Genomic DNA, 18,953 nt, shown 5'->3' on the forward strand with positions numbered 1-18,953 from the left:
TATACGGATAGATAATTATAGAGGAGAGACCTTACGTGAGTTCTTCAAAAAAGAATACAACCGCATTAATTATTCTGATGATCAACATGTTCATTGCCATGCTTGGGATCGGGCTTGTTATTCCTATATTGCCGAAATTCATGCTTGAATTCGGCGCCAGCGGTAAAGCGCTGGGCTTCCTGGTCGCAGCCTTCGGATTGACGCAATTTCTGTTCTCTCCCATAGCCGGAGAATGGTCCGATAAATACGGCCGTAAGATAATGATAGTCGGCGGGCTGACTGCCTTTACCCTGTCCCAGCTTATTTTTGCCATGGGCACGGAGATGTGGATGCTTTACGTGTCGAGGTTGCTGGGCGGCTTGAGCGCCGCTGCCATGATCCCTCCGATGATGGCATATGTAGCGGATATTACAACGGAGGAGAAGAGGGGCAAGGGACTGGGCATGCTGGGTGCCGCGATGTCTCTCGGCTTTGTCATCGGTCCCGGCATCGGAGGATTCCTGGCAGAATATGGAGTCCGGGTACCGTTCTACGTCTCGGCGGCTGTTGCCGGAGTGGCGATGCTGATTTCCATCATAATGCTTCCCGAAACGCTATCCCGCGATAAGCAGCTCGAAGCCCGCAGCACCAAGACCAAGAGAGAGAACATCCTCAAGCAATTCGCCATGTCTTTTAAAGCGCCCTACCTGGTGCTTCTGATCCTGGTCTTCGCCCTGACCTTCGGCTTGGCCAACTTTGAGGCGATCTTCGGGCTATATGTTGATATCAAGTACGGGTTTACTCCCAAAGATATTTCCATCCTCATTACGATCGGAGCTTTGGTCGGGGTCATTATCCAGGCGATTTTCATAGACCGGCTGATTACCCGTTATGGGGAAAGAAAGCTGATCAATATGAGCTTCCTGATTTCGGCGGTCGCCCTGCTGCTTATGCTGTTATCAGGCAACTTCTGGTACGTTCTGCTCATTACGATTCTGTTCTTCACGTTTACGTCGATTCTTAGACCCGCCATCAATACGCTGCTGTCGAAGATGGCCGGCAATGAGCAGGGCTTCGTTGCCGGGATGAACAATGCTTATATGAGTCTTGGCAATATTATCGGCCCGTCTCTGGCCGGGATATTATTCGATAAGCATACAGATATCCCGTACTCTTTCGGCGCCGTCATACTGCTGCTCAGCCTGGTGCTGTCGGTGGCCTGGAACCGCCGCACGGCAAGCGGACGGCGATCATCCGCTCAGGCCTAAAACCGCATCGAACCGTAGGCGACTGACCTGTCGAGGCTTGCAGTGTACAGAACCGCTTCCCTAAAAATAAGCGTCTCCCGATCATCGGGAGACGCTTTATATTTCGAAAGCTTACCGCTTTCGCTTAGATGCATTTCTACTTCTATTTCACCGCATCCGGCGCTTCCGGCGCGAAAAAGATGCACTTTAGTCTGGAAGCGGGCGCCAACGGCACTGTAACGTTGACGGCTCCCCTTGCAAGCGCTCAGCCTCTATCGTGGATTTGGAGCCAATGGCTCCTCAGTATGGCCCGGGCCCACTTCATCCGCTTGGAACAGCCCCTCTATAAAGGCCCTCAGCCGTTTCTGATCGACCGTAAGGACCGCGGCCCCGTTAATCGTTTCTTCCCTGAGCAGGTCCATAGGCGGAATTTGCTCCGTCACCATGGAGTTGGCCTTGATTTTATACCCCAGAACCGCCAGCTTGATCATACTGCTTAAATCCATATTGGTTTCAATATAAGGGGCGATTTTATTCAAGATGTTCGGGACATTTACCAAGGTCGAGGTGGACTGCATTTTATCCGCAACGGCCTTCAGAAACTTGCGCTGGCGCTCGGTCCGTGCATAATCCGACAATGCATCCTTACGGAATCTGACGTACTGCAGAGCTTTATTTCCGTCCAGGTGCTGCATTCCCTCTTTTAGATCGATCTGATACTCCTGCTTATCCGCCGTATCGGTATATTTCATATCCTTCTCGACATAAAGATCCACTCCCCCGATCGCATCGACCAAGGCTATAAAGCTGTCCAGTTCAACATAAAAATAGTAATGAATCGGAAGTCCCATCAGATTTCCGACCACCTTCATAGTCAGTTCGGGGCCTCCATAGGCAAATGCGGAATTAATTCTGCTATGGCCGTGCCCGGGAATTTCTACATAGGTATCCCGTAAGATGGAAAACAAATGAGCTTTCTTGGAAACCGGATCGATAGACAGGACCATAATCGTGTCCGACCGCCCATGATCGCCTTCTTCTCTGCCATCTGCTCCAAGCAGCAAAATGTTGACCCTCTCTTTCCCCTCCCATTCCGGGATGACTTCCTTGTCTACCTGCTCTTTCCCTCCGTTGTCTTGTTTAACTTCGGAGTACCCCATTTCCTTTGCTCCTTTTTGAATTTGCATGCCGAAGGTAATAATAGAGTAACCGTAATAACCGGCAATCAGCAGGATCGGAACAAAGAGGGATACGATGATCCACTTGATTTTCTTAGCCATGATGTTTTCCTCTCATTCATTTAATGGGTTCGCTTCATTATTCTAACTTTCTACCACCGATAGCACTGCAAAAGTGTCTGACAGTCACCGGGAGAGAAGTTCGTGAAGCCAATCACCTGATAGCCTCTCTCTTGTAAAATAAATTCTCCCCGAATCTATGAAAATTTACATTTTATTCTATCGAATCTAGCTTTACAAAGTCAAACCGTGACGAAAAAACACTAACCCAACCTATGAAAGGAGTATTCTATTTTTCCCATCATTAACATATTTGCCATAGGGAAAGTTTAAAATCAAATCAACGGCCCACTGAACTTGAATCCTTTCAATGGGCCGTATCGTTAGCTTGCGCAATTATGATCCGGCGGCCTCAAGCCTGCCGTAAATACTGATAAAGCTCCGTATTGCGTGCGAAATACAAATTCCCGTTCTGATCACCGGCGAACAAGAAGGCCTCGTCGTCCAGAATGTTAAGTTTGCCTGAGCTCAATTCATATTGGAACAGCCTTCCCAAAGTAGTGCCGTACAAGGAGTGGTCGGAATGATATTGCAGATAGCCCCCCCTCCAGTAATGGGGCACCTCTTTCCAGTCGAAAGGAAATAGCGGGACCGTCTCGAGCACCTCCTTGCGCTCAGGGTCAAACCGGAACAAAGTACCGGCCGTTAATCCCCATAAGAAACCGTCACTGTCGAACGCCAGAGCGGATATCGCCTTCTCTCCGGGAACCGGTACGCCTTCCCAGACCTTCGTCCTCGTTGCCGTATCCCACATGAGAAGGACGGCCTCCGATTTCTCCGGTACAACCCCCAGTCCCCCCCATACGGTACCCCCGGCGAAGATGGTTCCATCATGGTAAGCCAGTGAAATGATGCTTTGCTTATCGATAATATTGCGGTAGACCTCGTGGCGGTCCTCCTGCGGGCGATATAAGGTTAATGCTCCGCCCAGCCTCCCGTAACTGGATACGGTTCCGATCGCCAATTCCTCCCCTGCAGCGGCGAAAGCAAAGGGCCGGTCCTGCTCATCCCCCTGCAGCGAGAACAGAGGCTTCGGATTAACCCCATAATCCCAGGGCTCTTCAGGATCATAGCAGAACAGAATCGCCTTCGGATAGACCCCCATGTACAGCTTGCCGTCGAATGCGAGCATGTTCTCAATCTGACCGATTCCTTGGAACGACGCCAGCTTATCGGCTGCCGGATCATAGCTTGCAAATCCGCCGGCGAAATATCCTCCGATGCAAATTCGGCCATCCGGTCCGCAGGTCAACGATTGCAGGGTAATCGGGCGTCCGGTTAATTCCGGCCGCATCGTTATGTATCGGTCCGTAGCCGGATGATAAATCCAGTAGCTTCCGTCGCGGTTGACGCTGACCAGGCTCTTCCCCGGGAATTCCGGGCTCTTCCATTCCAGCCATCCATAGTCGGAAGCCGGCTGCGGCATGGCCAGGGATGTCGGGGCCAATGCCGACGTCTGCGGATCATAGGAGTGCAGAACGTCGTCTTTAACAAAGTACACCAGCCCTTCCTCGCTGGGCGGCGAGACAGACAAGCCCGATACCCCTTCCACTTCATCGCCCCATTCTCCGGTTTCCAGATCATAACTGAGAAGCACATTGGAAGGAGTGATGCGGATCAATAGCTTCGGATAGGCAATGTCGAGATCATAAACCAGCTGTTCCTCCTGCCACTTGGCCGGAAGTGTAATCTCCCTCGTAACCCCCGTCTGCGTATCCAATTCTATCAAATGCGGCTTCTTCGTACCGACTCCAATATACAGCTTGTCATTCAACGCCTTCATGCAGCGCGTATACTGCTCTCCTTCGACGATCTGCCCATAATCCCGGAAGCCGCCTACCGCCGGATCGTATTGGTACACCTTTCCTCCGGGATAGCATCCGCCGTACACCCTGCCTTGACTGTCTGCGGCGAGACGCCATGTATAATGCTCCCCTGGAATCGCATTGCCCAGATTGACCGCCCCTTGCTCCGGCGTATACCGGTACAAATTGCCGTCCCCTCCGATATATACACCGGAATCGACCGCTACGACGCCCCAGCAATGCTTCGCCCCTTCCAGCAAATAACGGCCCAAGCATTCCGCCGTATGAGGATCGATGACAAATAATACGCAGGGCTCCCCTGAGGAAACGGCATAGATCCGGTCTTCCCCGCCCTCTTGTCCGTAAGCGGCCGTCCAAATATGTACGCCTTGGATCGGTTCCCCTATTTTACGAATGCTCATAGATTCAGCTCCTATCCCCACAATTCATCCGGTCCTTTCCGACCTACTCTTTTCCCTTATCCTAATATATCGCGTTATCTATTGTACCATGATCTGCCAGCCTGCGGCCTTCATTTGCAGAAATAAGTTTGGCGAGCTGCAATCTTAATCGATGTGTCGGACAAATTTCTGCACCTTAAGTCTCATTTTATTGATGCTTCGGAACTAAAAAGATGCCATAATCTGGTAAACTACTTACTATCAAGGAGAGAAGACCGCCCATGAGAAAGAGTTTGATCGCACTAATGATGGCTTTCCTGCTGCTCCTGCCCGGCTATGCTTCGGCCGCGGAGCCCGAGAAAATTGAGGTTGGATTCAACCAAATCCAGGTCAAGGTGAACGGGGTCACCTCTGTCAGCAACAACTTGCTGTATGAGGGCACGACTTATGTTCCGGTTCGAAATCTGGCCGAGATGCTGGGCTGGGACGTCATCTATTATGACAAAACTAGAACCGCTTATATTGGAATGCTTCCGGCCGGAGAAGTACCGGATGAAGTCATTGATGCCGCAGAAGCGCAGGCGGCCGCCGCCTCCGAAGAAGAGGTCGTGCTGGAGGACAAGAGATTTGACACGATCGAAGCCGTATTCAATGATATTGCCATCCAGGTTCATGGAATTCCGGTAGAAACGAGCAACATTCTGTACAATGGGACGACCTATGCCCCCATCAGAGCTGTGGCCGAAATTATGGAGATGGACGTTCATTTTTACGGGCCAACCTCTACTGCGTATATCGGCACTGTACCCCAAGGCGAAGTTCCGTTCGAGACCTATAAGGAGTGGTATCCGGATGCGAAGCGTCCCCTGTCCCACGAACCGGCTACCGGCGAGATGGAAGGCTGGCAATTGCTAAAGGGCCATGAATATGAGGACCTTGTAGAAATCTACTACAGAATTAACGGCACTATTCTCTATACGCAAATGCATGAAATCAGAGAGGTTGACCTGAACCAGGTCGTGGAATGGGTCGATGATTCCGGAAACAAGAGGTACAATACCGTTGGCGACCTCTATGACCTGTTCGGAAGCTTCAGCCGATACAGCAGCGACTGGTTTTATGAAAAATTCGGTGATCTGTACATGGATTGGTTCTTTATCGGAACGATCCGGGCCGAAGATATCGTTGAGGATTACGTGACGGAGACCGGGCAGCAATAGACGGTGCTGCCCCGGAATTGTTTGCATAAGACGGGAACATCCCAACAATGAAGTAAAAAGGACCTCAAATCCCACTATGGAGTGGGAACGGGTCCTTTTTTTTGCAGCCCAAATTAACTCTCTAGGCGGGATTTGGAAAATCGTAATTCGATTTATGAGACAACCCCAAGACTTGACGCAGTTTTACAGACAAATTCGACACAATGGGCCGCATATTCCTTCGAGGAAAAATATAGAAGCCCCGGCCGACCAATGGGATAATCAGGTCCGAATTGTATTTTTTCAGCTTGATGTAGGAGTGGCGTTTAGCTAAATCAAGGATGAATCATATAAGTAGGAAATCACCAATTCAACCGATTCTTCCACCGATTTCCGGGAGCTGTCAATGACGATGTCCGGTGCCAAAGGCTCCTCGTAGGGGGAGGAGATTCCGGTAAATTCGGAAATTTCCCCGTTTCTTGCTTTTTGATACAGCCCTTTGGGATCGCGCCGTTCACATTCCTCCAACGGGCACTTGACGTAGATCTCGATAAATTCTCCCGGCTCAAGCAGCCCGCGCGCCAGATTCCGGTCCTCGCGATAAGGAGAAATGAAGGCCGTCAGCGTAATGATTCCGGCATCGACGAACAGTTTGGCGACTTCGCCAATTCTGCGAATGTTCTCCCTGCGGTCTTCGGCGCTGAAGCCGAGACCTTTGCTTAAGCCATGGCGGATGTTGTCCCCGTCCAGCACGTAGGAGCGCTTTTCCAATTCATGCAGCTTGGTTTGCACCGCATTGGCCAGCGTAGATTTGCCTGAACCGGACAAGCCGGTAAACCATAACACGCAGCTTTTGTGCCGGTTCAAGCGATGCCGATCGGGTTTGGTAACAGATGCCGCATGCCAGACAATATTTTCCGCGGCCGATGAATTCGACATGCTCCATTCCTCCATCCTTTTCTATTTCTGCGTCAAGCTCTAGAATCAGTCAGCCCTTGCAACCTCTTCACATCTCTCTACTTCTTGACGGCAGCTTCCGTCCGCATTCCGCGAATCAATACCTCTACCACTTCCTTGCGGCTGAACTCCGGCGGCGGCGCCTCCCCTCGGCTCAGCATTTCTCTTACCTTTGTTCCGGACAGTGCAACCCGATCCTCGGACGGATGCGGGCAAGTTTTGGTCGAGGCCATATTTCCGCATTTTGTACAGAAGAAGCTGTTTTCGAAGAACAACAACGTGATTCCCAATTCCTCCCCGGAAAACCGCCTGAAGATTTGCTGCGCCTCATAGGTTCCATAATAATTTCCGACACCGGCATGATCACGGCCGACGATAAAGTGGGTGCAGCCGTAATTTTTGCGGACCAGCGCATGAAAAACAGCCTCCCGCGGCCCCGCGTAACGCATGGCGGCCGGGAATACAGCCAGAAACACGCGATCCTTCGGGTAATAGGCTTCCAGCAGCACCCGATAGCTCTCCATTCGGACATCCGCAGGAATATCGTCTGCCTTCGTCTCGCCGACCAGCGGATTCAGAAACAGGCCGTCTACGATTTCCAGCGCCGATTTTTGAATATATTCATGCGCCCGGTGAACCGGATTGCGGGTCTGAAAACCGACGACCGTCTTCCACCCCCGCTCTTCAAACAAGCTTCTCGTTGCCGAGGGATCAAGATAATAATCGGCGAAGGCACCCTTCTTCGGCCTTCTAACCAGTGTCACCGGCCCGCCGATATACACATCGGGACGGGAGAACAAATTTCTGACCCCCGGATGGGCCTGATCGGAGGTCCGGTAGACCTGCTCTGCCTCCAGCCTTTTGTCCGGAACGAAGATTTCCTCTACCTCCATTACTCCATAGACAATCCCGTTCTGAACTAATTTCACCCGCTCGCCCTGCTTTAGCTGCCGGGCTGTCTCCACCGTTACGGGCAGCGTGATCGGCAGGCTCCAGACTTGGCCGCCGGCCAGCCGCATATTCTGCACGACGGACAAGTAATCTTCTCTTCCCATGAAACCGGTCAGCGGGCTGTACGCCCCGATGGCGATTAGTTCCAGATCCGATAAAGCGATATTATCCAGCTCTATTTCCTGCGTCAGTGATACATATTGCGCGTCGGCATCTATCCGGTGGATCAGTTCCCCGCCATGGGGGGTATTGATACTCATTTGGCTCCATCCCCTTCGTATTCCAAAAGATTGTAGTCATCGCAGAATCGGCCGTTTGAAGAGTTCGTCATTGATGAAGACCGCATTCGGTCTTCCCGCTGCCCGCCCATCTTCCGGCTCTGGAGCTGCCGATTCCGGACACCGGAAGCGTGCAGGTTTCGCATCCGATGCTCGGGTAACCGCGATCATGCAGCTCGTTATAGGTCAAATCGTAAGTATGGATGTACTCCCATATATCGTCCCACGTCCAGTGGATCAACGGGCAGATTTTGATCGAGCGAAACTTATCGTCCCGATTCACATATTGAACATGGGCCCTTGTCGGAGATTGTTCCCTGCGCAGCCCGGACATCCAGGCCGCCTGCCCACTCAGCGCCCGTGCCAACGGCTCCACTTTACGCATCCGGCAGCACAGGTTAGGGTCGCTCTCCCACAATTTATCCCCATAGACGGCCGCCTGCCCGCTCAACGTCAGATCCGGCTCGATGAATTCGATTCGCAAAGCCGGATACCGCTCCTGAACACGGACGATGAGCTCGTAGGTCTCCTTGAAATGGACATGGGTATCGATAAAAATCACCTTGGCATCCTTGCGCACTTTGCTGATGAGATCAATCAGCACGATCGCTTCCGCACCGAAGCTGCAGGCATAGACGAGCTCGTCGGCATAATGGCCGTAAGCCCATTTGATGACCTCCAGCGAATCTAATTTTTCCAGTTCTGAATTGATACCGCGATACTGTTCCTCTGTCAGTGTTTCGTACAACCACTGGTTACCGGGCATAAGTTTCCCTCCTCGCGTCGTTCCGCCTTAACCGGCGAATTCCTGATGCAGTGCGCTTCCTTCCATGCGGCTCTCATTCAGCCATTCCACGGCATCTATGACAAACGATTCCCCTTCACGAATAGTCCGGGTCACCTTCCAGCCATAAGCTCCGGCTACGGCCGCCGTTCCCTCGCCTACACATATGAATTCGGGAATGCACAGCAGCCTGGAAGCCAGCTCCGGCTCTCGGTTTGCCAATTCCTGAAGAGCGTACATAGCACGGACATCGCCAATCCAGAGCGTATCGAAGCCGCGCTCCCGGAACAGCTCCGCCAGATAAGCGGTAGCCCGAATCTTCTGCCGGGACATGCCGGCCAATAGCCAGCAAACCCCATCTTCCGAATAGGGGGCGTTAATTCCGGTGTAATCGGGCGATAACAGCAGCATGCGGGCTCCTTCCTGCAGGCCGATCCGGCTCCCAAGCACCCCGGGCCGCACTCCCGATCCGGCTGCGTAATCCGCAGAAAAGTCATATTCAACCGTTATCGCTCTTCGGGCGAGCTCCGCCGCCGCTCCTTCGTTGAGTGCCGCCATACGGGTATTTATGTTGCGGATATCCCTTCCCGCCGCATGCAAGGCTTGGAAGAAAAACTGCACCTCCCATACATCCGCAAACACGATCCAATCGCTGGACTCCGCAGCCTGGAGTACTCGTTCCGCTTCCAATGCGGGTTCCGGAAGGACCGGAACCTCCGCCGTCTCGGCGCCCCATTGCTCGAGAAGCCGGCCGTCCCCCCGAGTAGCAGGTTCGGATTGAAACAACAGCACTTTGCGGCCGAATAACGGCTTTTGTTCGTACCAGCCAAGAGTTTCCCTAAGCCGGACCACCTCACCGATGATCAGGATCGCCGGCGCCTCGAAGTTCGCCTCCTGCGCCTTGGAGGCGATATTATCAAGGGTGCCGGCGAGCGTACGCTGATCGCCGGTCGTTCCCCACCGGACCAGCGCTGCCGGGGTGGCCGGGGGCTTGCCGCATTCAATCAGCCGCTGCCGAATATACGGCAAATTCTTCACCCCCATATAGACCACGAGGGTGTCGAAGCCGGAGGCTGCCTGCCAATTCGTCTCCTTCCCCTCATTGCCCGCGCAGCGATGCCCGGTGACGAAGGCCGTATTCGAGCTCCATTCGCGGTGGGTGAGCGGAATACCGGCATAAGAAGCCGCTGCGATGCCGGAAGTGACGCCGGGGACAATTTCGAACGGAATCCCATGTCTGGCGCAAGCCTCCGCCTCTTCTCCCACCCGGCCGTAGATGCTCGGATCCCCGCCCTTCAACCTGGCTACCTTTTTCCCGCGCAGAGCTTCACGGACGAGGATTTCGTTAATTTCCTCTTGTGCCATCGAATGCTTTCCCGCTTCCTTGCCGCAAAACACGAAGCGGGCGCCCTGCTTCACATAGGCCAACAATTGGGGGGACGCCAACCGGTCATAGACGACCACCTGGGCTTCCTCCAACGCTTTGATCCCTTTTAACGGAATCAAGCCGGGATCCCCCGGTCCCGCTCCGATAAAGTATACTTTCCCGGCCTTCATGCTCCGGCTCCTTTCCCATGGCTTCTTCACTTTGCACCGCTTAGCCGCCTCAGGCTCCCGAGTGGATTTAAGCAGCAAGCGCCCCATGTCTCTGGTAGTTTGATTAATCGAACTGCAGCGTTTCAATCGAGTAGCCGACCCCGTCTCGGCCGAGAGGCTTCTTCTCGACAATTCCGAGCGACCGGATTTCCGGCGGTTCGACCGTGTGCCGCAGCAGTTGATTTTCCGCATAGGTGAAAGCCTTCTCGTCCGAGGATGAGACGACGACGACGGTCATTAACCTTTCCCGGGACAAGATGGCTTCCAGTTTATACAAATAGGGCTCGGTGTGCTGTTCCGGCATCAGCCATGCCTCCTTTTTAGGTATCGTAAATATGATGATGCAGTTTTCCAACGAATCGTAATCGTCCAAGAAACTTTCCGAAGCTCCGTCAAGCAGGTGTCAAAATACTGTCGGCCTGGCTCTGAATCGTCTCGATCCCGACTCGCTCCACATACTGCCAATAGGTCTCCCCTTCGAGCCGTTCTTCCTTATAGGCGCCTATCAACTGTGCCAGGAAAGGGCCCAACCGGTTCACATCCACCCTGATCTTGAGCTTGCGGTTAAACCGCGCTTCCCCTTCCAACGTACCGCCAACATGGACATCAAAGGCGTCCACCATGCCATCCGGTGTTCTCACCAGCGCCCCTTGCAGTCCGATATCGGCAATCTGATGCTGCCCGCAGGAATTAGGGCAGCCGACCATATGGATGCGGAGCGGCGTATCCAATTCCACCGTTTCGTCCAAATACTCAGCGAGCGCTCTCATTCTTTCCTTCGTCTCGACGACGGCGAGATTGCAGTACTCGATCCCTGTGCAAGAGACCGCATAGCCGACGAACGTATTGGGCGTTAACCGGAAACGGTTGACAATGAGAGACTCCTCCTTGAAGGCTTCCACCTTGTCGGCCGGAATCTGGCGGATCAGGACGTTCTGCGAATTGCACGTTCCGATGGTCCCGTCCCCGTATTCGCGAGCCAGACGGGCCAGCTCACGCATCTCCGCCGCATTCATTCTTCCGACGGGAACGGACAGTCCGGCGTAATACAGCCCCTTCTGCTTCTGCTCATGAATCCCGTAGAAATATCCGGCATTCCAGCCCCGGATTAAATCCTCCCCACGGCTCTGCAGCTCGCCGGTGACCCGTACCAATTCCTCGCAGAACTTCTCCGGCCCCCAATCGGCGACGAGATACTTCAGGCGGGCGTGAGTCCGCTTATGCCGGTAGCCGAAGTCACGGAAGATGGTAGTGACTCCGGCGGCTACCCGAACAACATCCTCCGGGAGGCAGAAGACGTCGAGCTGCCGGGCCATATGCGGCTTGGTCGACAATCCGCCTCCGACCCACACGTGAAAACCGATCTCTTCCTTGCCGTTAATCGTCTTGCGGGCCGGGGTAAAAGCCAGGTCATTGATTTGCGCATGGCCCGTGTTGTACACGTTGGCCGAGATGGACATTTTATATTTGCGCGGCAGGTTGGAGAAATCCCGATTGCCCAGAAAAAACTTCTCCAACTCGGCCACAATCGGCCTCGTATCCAATACCTCATGCGGATCGATCCCTGCCAGCGGATTGCCTACAATGGTCCGGGGACAATCCCCGCAAGCTTCGAAAGAGGACAACCCGACAGAAGCCAGCCGTTCGAAGATGTCCGGGAGGCTCTCTACAGTCAGCCAGTGATACTGAATAGCCTGGCGGGTCGTCACATCGATCAAATCCCGTCCGTAGTCCTCGGCAATGCCCGCCAAGGCATCCGCCTGCTCATGCGACAGCACTCCTCCCGGAATGCGAACCCGCATCATGAAGTGGCCGTCCTTGGGCCGCTGCTGGTAGATACCCGCCCATTTGAACCGGTCCAGATCCGACGGCTCGATCGATTGCCAGCCCTCCTTCGAGTACTTGTCGATTATCGTTTCGATAACATCCAGACCGTCCTTCTCCAGCTTGGTAAGCTCCATCTTGTTTAAATTCGGATCGTCTGCCCACTTCCAATTCCGCTTTTCCGTCACGGTTATTTCACTCTCCGTCTCATATGAATTCAGCCGGCTTCCCTTCGCCGCTCCCAACCTTCCCTATACTGCCGTTCCTTGCTTCCTTCCTCATCTTGTATAGTCATGGAGCCGACGAGGGGAATTTGTCATTTTAGCAGTATAGTCGTGATTCTCACCTTAATGAGCTTTCACAGCGGCCCCGCCCCATAGCGTTTCCATAGCCTGCTCCACCGTTTGCCTAATCCAGTCAGCTATTAGCGGGTGCGGCAAATATGCCTTCCCGGTATATGAATAATGAATGCCTTCTAATCTGTCGGGAATGGCCCGATTTGTAAAATAGCCTTCGCTCAAAAACAGCGGAAGCACAAGCAAACGGCCGCAGGTCAGCAGAGCTTTCGCCTGCGCGGCCACCGTATCCGGCCTTAATGTCGCGTAGGCGGCGGCGCTGAAACCGAATTGCCGTCTCAACCGCTCCGTCACCCGCAGCAGCAAATTTTCCCACGCCTCCTGAAAGCCCGGAACCGCGCTGCCGTGACCTACGGTCAGCAGCGCCTCCCCAGCCGGGACAGATGACAGCTCCCGCAGCCGCTCCTCCAAGATTCGCATGATCCGGACATCGTCCTCTAGCGGAGGACACCAGTGCAAGCGGACCTTTACGATCAGCCGCTGCAGATCCGTGGCCACAGCAGGAGCAGGAATCAGTCCGAGGCTGTATCGGATTTCGTTCAGGTGTGTGCTTCCCTCCGATACGAATAACGGAACGACCAGCACATGACGCATCCCGATTCGTTCCAGACGAATCAATTGTGCGGCAATGCCCCGCTCCGGCACTCCGCCCAAATACCCAATATGTACCGGAAGCCGAAGCCCGGCCTGACGAACCGTCTCATCGACAAGCTCCACCCAACCCGGATCAGGGGAACCGTGGGCAACGACCAGCACCGCTGTTTTCTTCAAATCATCCCTCCTTCCTGCCGAGAAGTCCGGCGGCGAACCGCTCAGCCTCCCGATCTCTGGCCGCCAGGTCCCCCCTGCGGGTCAGCTCGAGCAAAGCGTCGTCCAGCAGACGATCCATCAGCTCCCGCCGGGAATCCGGGGAGAGCATCAGGGTCCGGGCCCGGGTTCTCCATGCGGCCACAAAATTCAGATGCTCCCCATATTCGGGGCCGATGATGCCCTGCAGCCATTCCCTCATCTTCCTGGCGAACCCGGGACACCGGCCCTCCGTTCCGACGGCTATCCGGAGCGCCCCGCGTTCCACCACCGCCGGAACGGTAAAGCTGCAGAGGTCCGGGCGGTCGGCCACGTTGACCCATTGATGCGGACCGGCCGACCGGCTGACGAGCAAGTTCGTCGCGGCATCGTCCGTAGCCGCCAGGACCAGCAGTGCGTCATTAATATCCGCGGGCTCGAAGCTTCTTGCTGTAAGCTCGATCTCCCCATGAGCCCCCAGCTCGCGCAGCCGCTCCGTACACGAGGGGCTGATCACCCTGACGCGGGCGCCGCTAGCCAGCAGTGAAGCGACTTTCCGCTCTGCGACCCGCCCGCCGCCGACAACGACGCATTGCTTTCCCCGAAGGTCAGCGAACATTGGATAGCTTCTCATTGCGTCCCCCCCTTGAATCCATCATTCTGGTGCCGTCCCAACCGGAAAGCATCGCCCAAAGACAAGCAAAAGTGCATGTCAATTTGGTAGTATCTGCCAAATATAGCAGAATACGAGCAAAACTGTAGGTCAATCGCCGGAAAAATCCGAAAATCAGCGAAATGGCCGAATTTAACTGCACTTTCGCATGTCTTTGGCTCATTTTAACTAAAGTGGTCTCAAAGACATGTACTTTTGCGCGTGATTTGTCAGTTCACCTTACATCCTCTCAACGTTAGCATTATAGAGGGTTTCCCATCGCGCATCTTTCCCGGCAGGCGTTGCATCGTGCATGGTAAGTAGTCCTCCAGCTTTTAAGGAAATTGCTATCCCCCCTTATGGCAGTGTCCGTTCCAGATATACGAAGTTTCCCGTCACCATCACCTCGCGGATTCCTAAATATGCACAGGCATCGGATCGTATTTGCCCTGGTTCTCAATCGTCTGCATCTGCCCGCCGGCATACAGATACAGCCGGTGTATCAGCACCAGCACCTCCTGTCCCGCGGTTAGAGGAGCGGATTCCAGGGAACGGTAGGCGAACAGCGTCTGGCCCCCCGCCTCTACTTCCACGAGCCAGCTGCTGCCGCGGAAAAATAACTGCTTGACGACACCCGGTTCAGCGGCTGATGGGGTAGACAGCTCCCGTTCGCTTCCGACTTCGATAAATTCGGGGCGAACGATCGCCTGCGCCCCCTCCGCTATGCCGGCGAAGCTTCGGAAGGCCGACGGATTTCCGATCAGGCTGGATTCCCCGATAAACTTCGCTACGAACGGGCTTGCCGGACGGTTGTAAATCTCCATCGGTGTGCCGATCTGCTCCAGCCTTCCTTGATGGATAATAATGATTTCGTCGGCCACCTCCACCGCTTCGTCCTGATCGTGGGTGACGAAAATCGTCGTCACCCCGACCCGGCTTATCATTTCCTTCAGCCACGAGCGAAGCTCCTTGCGCACCTTGGCGTCAATGGCGGCGAATGGCTCATCCAGCAGCAGCAGCCGGGGCTCGGGTGCCAGGGCTCGGGCGAAGGCGACCCGCTGCCGCTGTCCGCCGGACAGCTCGTGCGGATAACGGCGCTCCAGCCCCTGCAGGCCGGTTAACGCCAGCAATTGTTCTACCCGGCGGCGAATATCGGCCTTTCCAGCCTTCCGAATGCTCAGGCCGAAGGCGATATTATCGTAAACGGTCATATGCCTGAACAACGCATAATTTTGAAAAACGAATCCGATCCCGCGCTTCTGCGGGGGGACCTCGTTAATCCGCCGGCCGTCGAAACGGATCTCCCCCGCATCGGGCACCTCCAGGCCAGCGAGCAGACGCAAAATCGTCGTCTTGCCTCCTCCGCTCGGCCCCAACAATCCGATCAGATTGCCTTGGCCGATGCGGAAGCTTACCTCCGTGCAGGCCGCGAAATCGCCGTAATGCTTTCTAAGCCCCTCGACTTCAATCTGCATGTACGCTATCCTCCTTTCCCTGTGCTTCCCGCTCGCGGCCGTGCTTCCATTCCACCCAGCTTTTGGCGGCCAAAGTAAGCAGCGCCAGCAGCATAAGCAGAGAAGCGGCGGCGAATGAAGCGGAAAATTGGTATTCGTTGTACAATATTTCTACATGAAGCGGCAGCGTATTGGTCTGTCCACGGATATGCCCGGATACGACGGAAACGGCGCCGAACTCCCCCATGGCGCGAGCGTTGCACAGAATCATTCCATACAGCAGCCCCCATTTGATATTCGGCAAGGTTACCCGTTTGAAAATTTGCCAGCCTCTGGCTCCCAGCGTCATCGCCGCCTCTTCCTCGAGCGTACCCTGGGCCTGCATCAGAGGAATCAGCTCCCGGGCAACGAACGGAAATGTAACGAATAGCGTGGCCAGCACAATTCCCGGCAGAGCATAAATGATTTGCAGATTCATTCCCTCCAGATAAGGACTGAAGAGCCCCCTGGAGCCGAATAACAGGACGAAGATCAGCCCCGAGATGACCGGTGATATGGCAAACGGCAGATCGATCAGGGTAACCAGCGCTTGCTTGCCGCGAAAGCGGTATTTCGTCACCGCCCAGGCAGCCGCGATACCGAAGAGCGTATTTAAAGGCACGGCGATCAGGGCGGTTATCAATGTCAGGCGAATGGCCGCCAGCGCATCCGGATCGATCACGGCGGCCAGATAGGCCTCGATCCCTTTTTTCAGAGCCTGTGTAAATACAGAAATCAGGGGAAGCACCAGCACGACCCCAAGAAAGAATAGCGCCAAGCCGATGAGCAGCCACTGTACGCTGCGTGCTTCCGTAATATGCTGCGGCCGGGCGGCCGCAGGTGTCCGGGCTGAAGCTGTCGTCACCCCATTACTTCTCTCCCCCCTCCCACTAATTTAAAATGACGCCGATGTCTTAACTCCGAAGCATTCGCCGGCTTAGCCTCCACTGCATGAAGTTGATCAGCAGCAGCAGCACGAAGGAGATTACCAGCATGACCAGCGCTACAGCCGTTGCTCCCGCGTAGTCGTACTGCTCCAGCTTCGTCATGATCAATAGCGGAGCGATCTCCGTCTTCATCGGCATATTGCCGGAAATAAACACGACCGAGCCGTATTCACCGATTCCCCGGGCGAAGGCCAGGGCGAAACCGGTCAGTAACGCGGGCAGCAGCGGAGGAAGAAGGACACTGCGGAAGGTCCTCCAACGGAAGGCACCCAGAGATACGGCAGCTTCCTCCACTTCCTTCTCCAGCTCCTGCAGCACCGGCTGAACCGTCCGGACGACGAAGGGCAATCCGATAAAAACTAGCGCAATCGTAATGCCAAGCGGAGTGAATGCGGCCTGAATTCCGACATGCTTGAGCAGGCTTCCCCCCCATCCGTTCTCCGCATAGATCGCGGTTAGCGAGATCCCGGCAACGGCGGTCGGAAGGGCAAACGGCAAATCCACCATGCCGTCGATCAGCTTTTTGCCCGGGAAGGAGTAACGGACCAGAACCCAGGCCACCAGCAGCCCGAATACGGCATTAACCAGTGCCGCGAGCAAAGCCGTCACGAAGGTGACCCGAAAGGAAGCGAGCACGCGGGGGGCGAGCACGATTTCCCAGAACCGTTCCCAACTGATTTCGAATGTTTGCAGAAAGATCGCCGATAAAGGCAGCAGCACGACAATACCCAAATAAAACAAAGTGAAGCCCATCGATAAACCGAAGCCCGGCAAACGATTTTCTTTTCTTCTCACCCGGAGTCACTCCAATATGCTTTGGATGGCTGTAGACCATCCCTTAAGCCTTCTCTTTATATAGTTCCGATCGCACCGATCGGCGGATGCGTCTCTTTCCTCGTCAAGGTCAAGGACCATAAATTTGATCGAAAGTGCCGTTATCCGCAAAATGTACCTGCTGCGCGTTCTGCCACCCGCCAAAATCTTCATCCACGGTTAACAGCTCCAGCTTCGGAAACTGCTCCTCAAATTGTTTGGCGACTTCCTCCGAACGCGGACGATAGTAATTCTCCGCCGCTATTCTTTGCCCCTCTTCGGAATACAGGTATTTCAAATAGGCTTCGGCGACCTCCCGGGTACCTTTTTGATCCACCACCTTGTCTACGACGGCCACCGGCGGTTCCGCCAAAATACTGATGGAGGGAATGACGATTTCGAATTTATCCTTGCCGAGTTCATGAATGGCCAGGAAAGCTTCATTCTCCCAGGCGATCAGCACATCCCCGATTTCCCGCTCCACGAAGGTCGTCGTTGCGCCGCGCGCTCCGGAGTCGAGGACAGGAACATTTTTGAACAGGGCACCGATAAACTCTTTCACCTTGTCTTCCTCACCGTTGAATTTTTTGACGGCATAGCCCCAAGCGGCCAAATAGTTCCATCTGGCGCCCCCCGACGTTTTCGGATTCGGTGTAATGACGGAAATCCCCGGCTTGATCAAATCGTCCCAATCCTTAATGTCCTTCGGATTGCCGCTGCGCACCAGGAAAACGATAGTTGACGTATAAGGCGAGCTGTTGGCTTCCAGCCGCTGCTGCCAGCCTTCCGAAATCAATCCCGCAGCCTGAATCTCTTCGATATCGTAGGCCAGCGCAAGCGTGACGACATCGGCTTTAAGGCCGTCAATGACGGATCTCCCCTGCTTTCCGGAGCCCCCATGGGATTGCTTGATGGTCACCGTCTGACCGGTTTGCTCCAGCCAAAGCTCCTGGAAAGACCGGTTGAACTGTTCATACAGCTCCCGGGTTGGATCATAGGATACATTCAGCAGCTCAACCGCCGGCTTGTTCCCGGAGGAATTCGCAGGCCCCTTTCCCGAAGCCGACACAGAAGAATCCGACCGGCCGCTTGAGCATGCGGCGGTCAGGGCCAGCAGTATGGCCATGATTGCAATCAGCAGCCCTTTGCTTTGCAGTTTCAATTTTGGGTTCTCTCCTCTTCCGTAGTTTTGTTCATCTATCTCTGCCCGTTCTAACAAACAAGCACCAAGGATAAACGGCTATCGCCGTCCCTAGGACGTGCGCGTTTACCGATGAAATATAAGAACAGGTATAGATGAAAACTTATACCTTCTTATATTAAAAAAAGACACAATCCCCCCTTATCAGGTGTGGTTTGTGTCTCCGGTGATCCGGTCGACTTTCATCGATTACCGTAAATTATTATTCCCATGTATTTACTTGGAATTATATTTGCATGTTACCATTGCCCATAACAGATGTCAATCCATTTTTTTGAAATTTTTTTATTTACTCCTGTCTCCGAAGCAGGCAATCGTCTATGATAGTGTAAAATCTCTGTGGGTGTAGGAATTGGAAAAAGCGGATATAGAAAAAGAGCTTCTCC

General features: G+C 54.1%; 16 protein-coding genes. 2 read left to right on the forward strand and 14 right to left on the reverse strand.

From position 1 onward, the window contains the following. Positions 1–35 precede the first annotated feature (35 nt). Entirely contained in the window at positions 36–1,247 is a 1,212-nt protein-coding gene (locus tag ACFQ03_RS05455; RefSeq protein ID WP_379286628.1) for an MFS transporter, read from the forward strand. Between the two features lie 251 nt (positions 1,248–1,498). On the opposite strand, the gene ACFQ03_RS05460 is transcribed toward ACFQ03_RS05455, so the two are convergent. Together ACFQ03_RS05460 and ACFQ03_RS05465 are read right to left on the reverse strand one after the other, a co-directional pair. Further along, complete coding sequence (locus ACFQ03_RS05460) at positions 1,499–2,506, reverse strand: LCP family protein (RefSeq protein ID WP_144932896.1); 1,008 nt, start codon at positions 2,504–2,506, stop codon at positions 1,499–1,501. Between the two features lie 370 nt (positions 2,507–2,876). Continuing rightward, complete coding sequence (locus ACFQ03_RS05465; protein ID WP_150959747.1) at positions 2,877–4,751, reverse strand: WD40 repeat domain-containing protein; 1,875 nt, start codon at positions 4,749–4,751, stop codon at positions 2,877–2,879. Between the two features lie 260 nt (positions 4,752–5,011). Here ACFQ03_RS05465 and ACFQ03_RS05470 point away from each other — a divergent pair, with 260 nt between their 5' ends. Further along, positions 5,012–5,950 carry a stalk domain-containing protein gene (locus ACFQ03_RS05470; protein WP_144932892.1) on the forward strand — a complete coding sequence of 313 codons (939 nt, stop codon included), beginning with the start codon at positions 5,012–5,014 and terminating at the stop codon, positions 5,948–5,950. Between the two features lie 309 nt (positions 5,951–6,259). On the opposite strand, the gene cysC is transcribed toward ACFQ03_RS05470, so the two are convergent. From cysC to ACFQ03_RS05530, 12 genes are all read right to left on the reverse strand, one after another. Next, positions 6,260–6,868, reverse strand: a complete 609-nt coding sequence (gene cysC, locus ACFQ03_RS05475; protein ID WP_144932890.1) for an adenylyl-sulfate kinase — start codon at positions 6,866–6,868, stop codon at positions 6,260–6,262. Positions 6,869–6,945: 77 nt separating this feature from the next. Next, positions 6,946–8,097, reverse strand: a complete 1,152-nt coding sequence (sat, locus tag ACFQ03_RS05480) for a sulfate adenylyltransferase (RefSeq protein WP_144932888.1) — start codon at positions 8,095–8,097, stop codon at positions 6,946–6,948. A gap of 67 nt (positions 8,098–8,164) precedes the next feature. After that, positions 8,165–8,881, reverse strand: a complete 717-nt coding sequence (locus ACFQ03_RS05485; protein ID WP_379286631.1) for a phosphoadenylyl-sulfate reductase — start codon at positions 8,879–8,881, stop codon at positions 8,165–8,167. 27 nt (positions 8,882–8,908) lie between these two features. Then, positions 8,909–10,456, reverse strand: a complete 1,548-nt coding sequence (gene cobA, locus ACFQ03_RS05490; protein ID WP_379286633.1) for a uroporphyrinogen-III C-methyltransferase — start codon at positions 10,454–10,456, stop codon at positions 8,909–8,911. Between the two features lie 103 nt (positions 10,457–10,559). After that, complete coding sequence (locus tag ACFQ03_RS05495; RefSeq protein ID WP_150959750.1) at positions 10,560–10,799, reverse strand: DUF3906 family protein; 240 nt, start codon at positions 10,797–10,799, stop codon at positions 10,560–10,562. An 88-nt stretch (positions 10,800–10,887) separates the two neighbouring features. Beyond that, the gene (locus ACFQ03_RS05500) at positions 10,888–12,456 is read right to left on the reverse strand and encodes a nitrite/sulfite reductase (RefSeq protein ID WP_379286644.1); all 1,569 of its coding nucleotides are present in this window, start codon (positions 12,454–12,456) and stop codon (positions 10,888–10,890) included. 210 nt (positions 12,457–12,666) lie between these two features. Further along, positions 12,667–13,446 (reverse strand): sirohydrochlorin chelatase, encoded by a 780-nt coding sequence (locus ACFQ03_RS05505; protein ID WP_144932878.1) that lies wholly within the window; start codon positions 13,444–13,446, stop codon positions 12,667–12,669. 1 nt (position 13,447) lies between these two features. After that, the gene (locus tag ACFQ03_RS05510) at positions 13,448–14,095 is read right to left on the reverse strand and encodes a precorrin-2 dehydrogenase/sirohydrochlorin ferrochelatase family protein (RefSeq protein ID WP_379286636.1); all 648 of its coding nucleotides are present in this window, start codon (positions 14,093–14,095) and stop codon (positions 13,448–13,450) included. Positions 14,096–14,529: 434 nt separating this feature from the next. Next, positions 14,530–15,588 (reverse strand): sulfate/molybdate ABC transporter ATP-binding protein, encoded by a 1,059-nt coding sequence (locus tag ACFQ03_RS05515; protein WP_144932874.1) that lies wholly within the window; start codon positions 15,586–15,588, stop codon positions 14,530–14,532. Continuing rightward, complete coding sequence (gene cysW / locus ACFQ03_RS05520; RefSeq protein ID WP_379286638.1) at positions 15,578–16,471, reverse strand: sulfate ABC transporter permease subunit CysW; 894 nt, start codon at positions 16,469–16,471, stop codon at positions 15,578–15,580. Before cysW ends, ACFQ03_RS05515 begins: the two co-directional genes overlap by 11 nt. Before the next feature lie 49 nt (positions 16,472–16,520). After that, a complete protein-coding gene (gene cysT, locus ACFQ03_RS05525) occupies positions 16,521–17,348 on the reverse strand; it encodes a sulfate ABC transporter permease subunit CysT (RefSeq protein ID WP_144932870.1) in 828 nt (275 codons plus the stop codon). Between the two features lie 109 nt (positions 17,349–17,457). Continuing rightward, positions 17,458–18,492: a sulfate ABC transporter substrate-binding protein gene (locus ACFQ03_RS05530; RefSeq protein WP_150959790.1), complete on the reverse strand. Its 1,035-nt coding sequence runs from the start codon at positions 18,490–18,492 to the stop codon at positions 17,458–17,460. Between the last annotated feature and the right edge of the window lie 461 nt (positions 18,493–18,953).

This window comes from Paenibacillus residui, assembly GCF_042677205.1.
Lineage (GTDB): Bacteria > Bacillota > Bacilli > Paenibacillales > NBRC-103111 > Paenibacillus_L > Paenibacillus_L residui.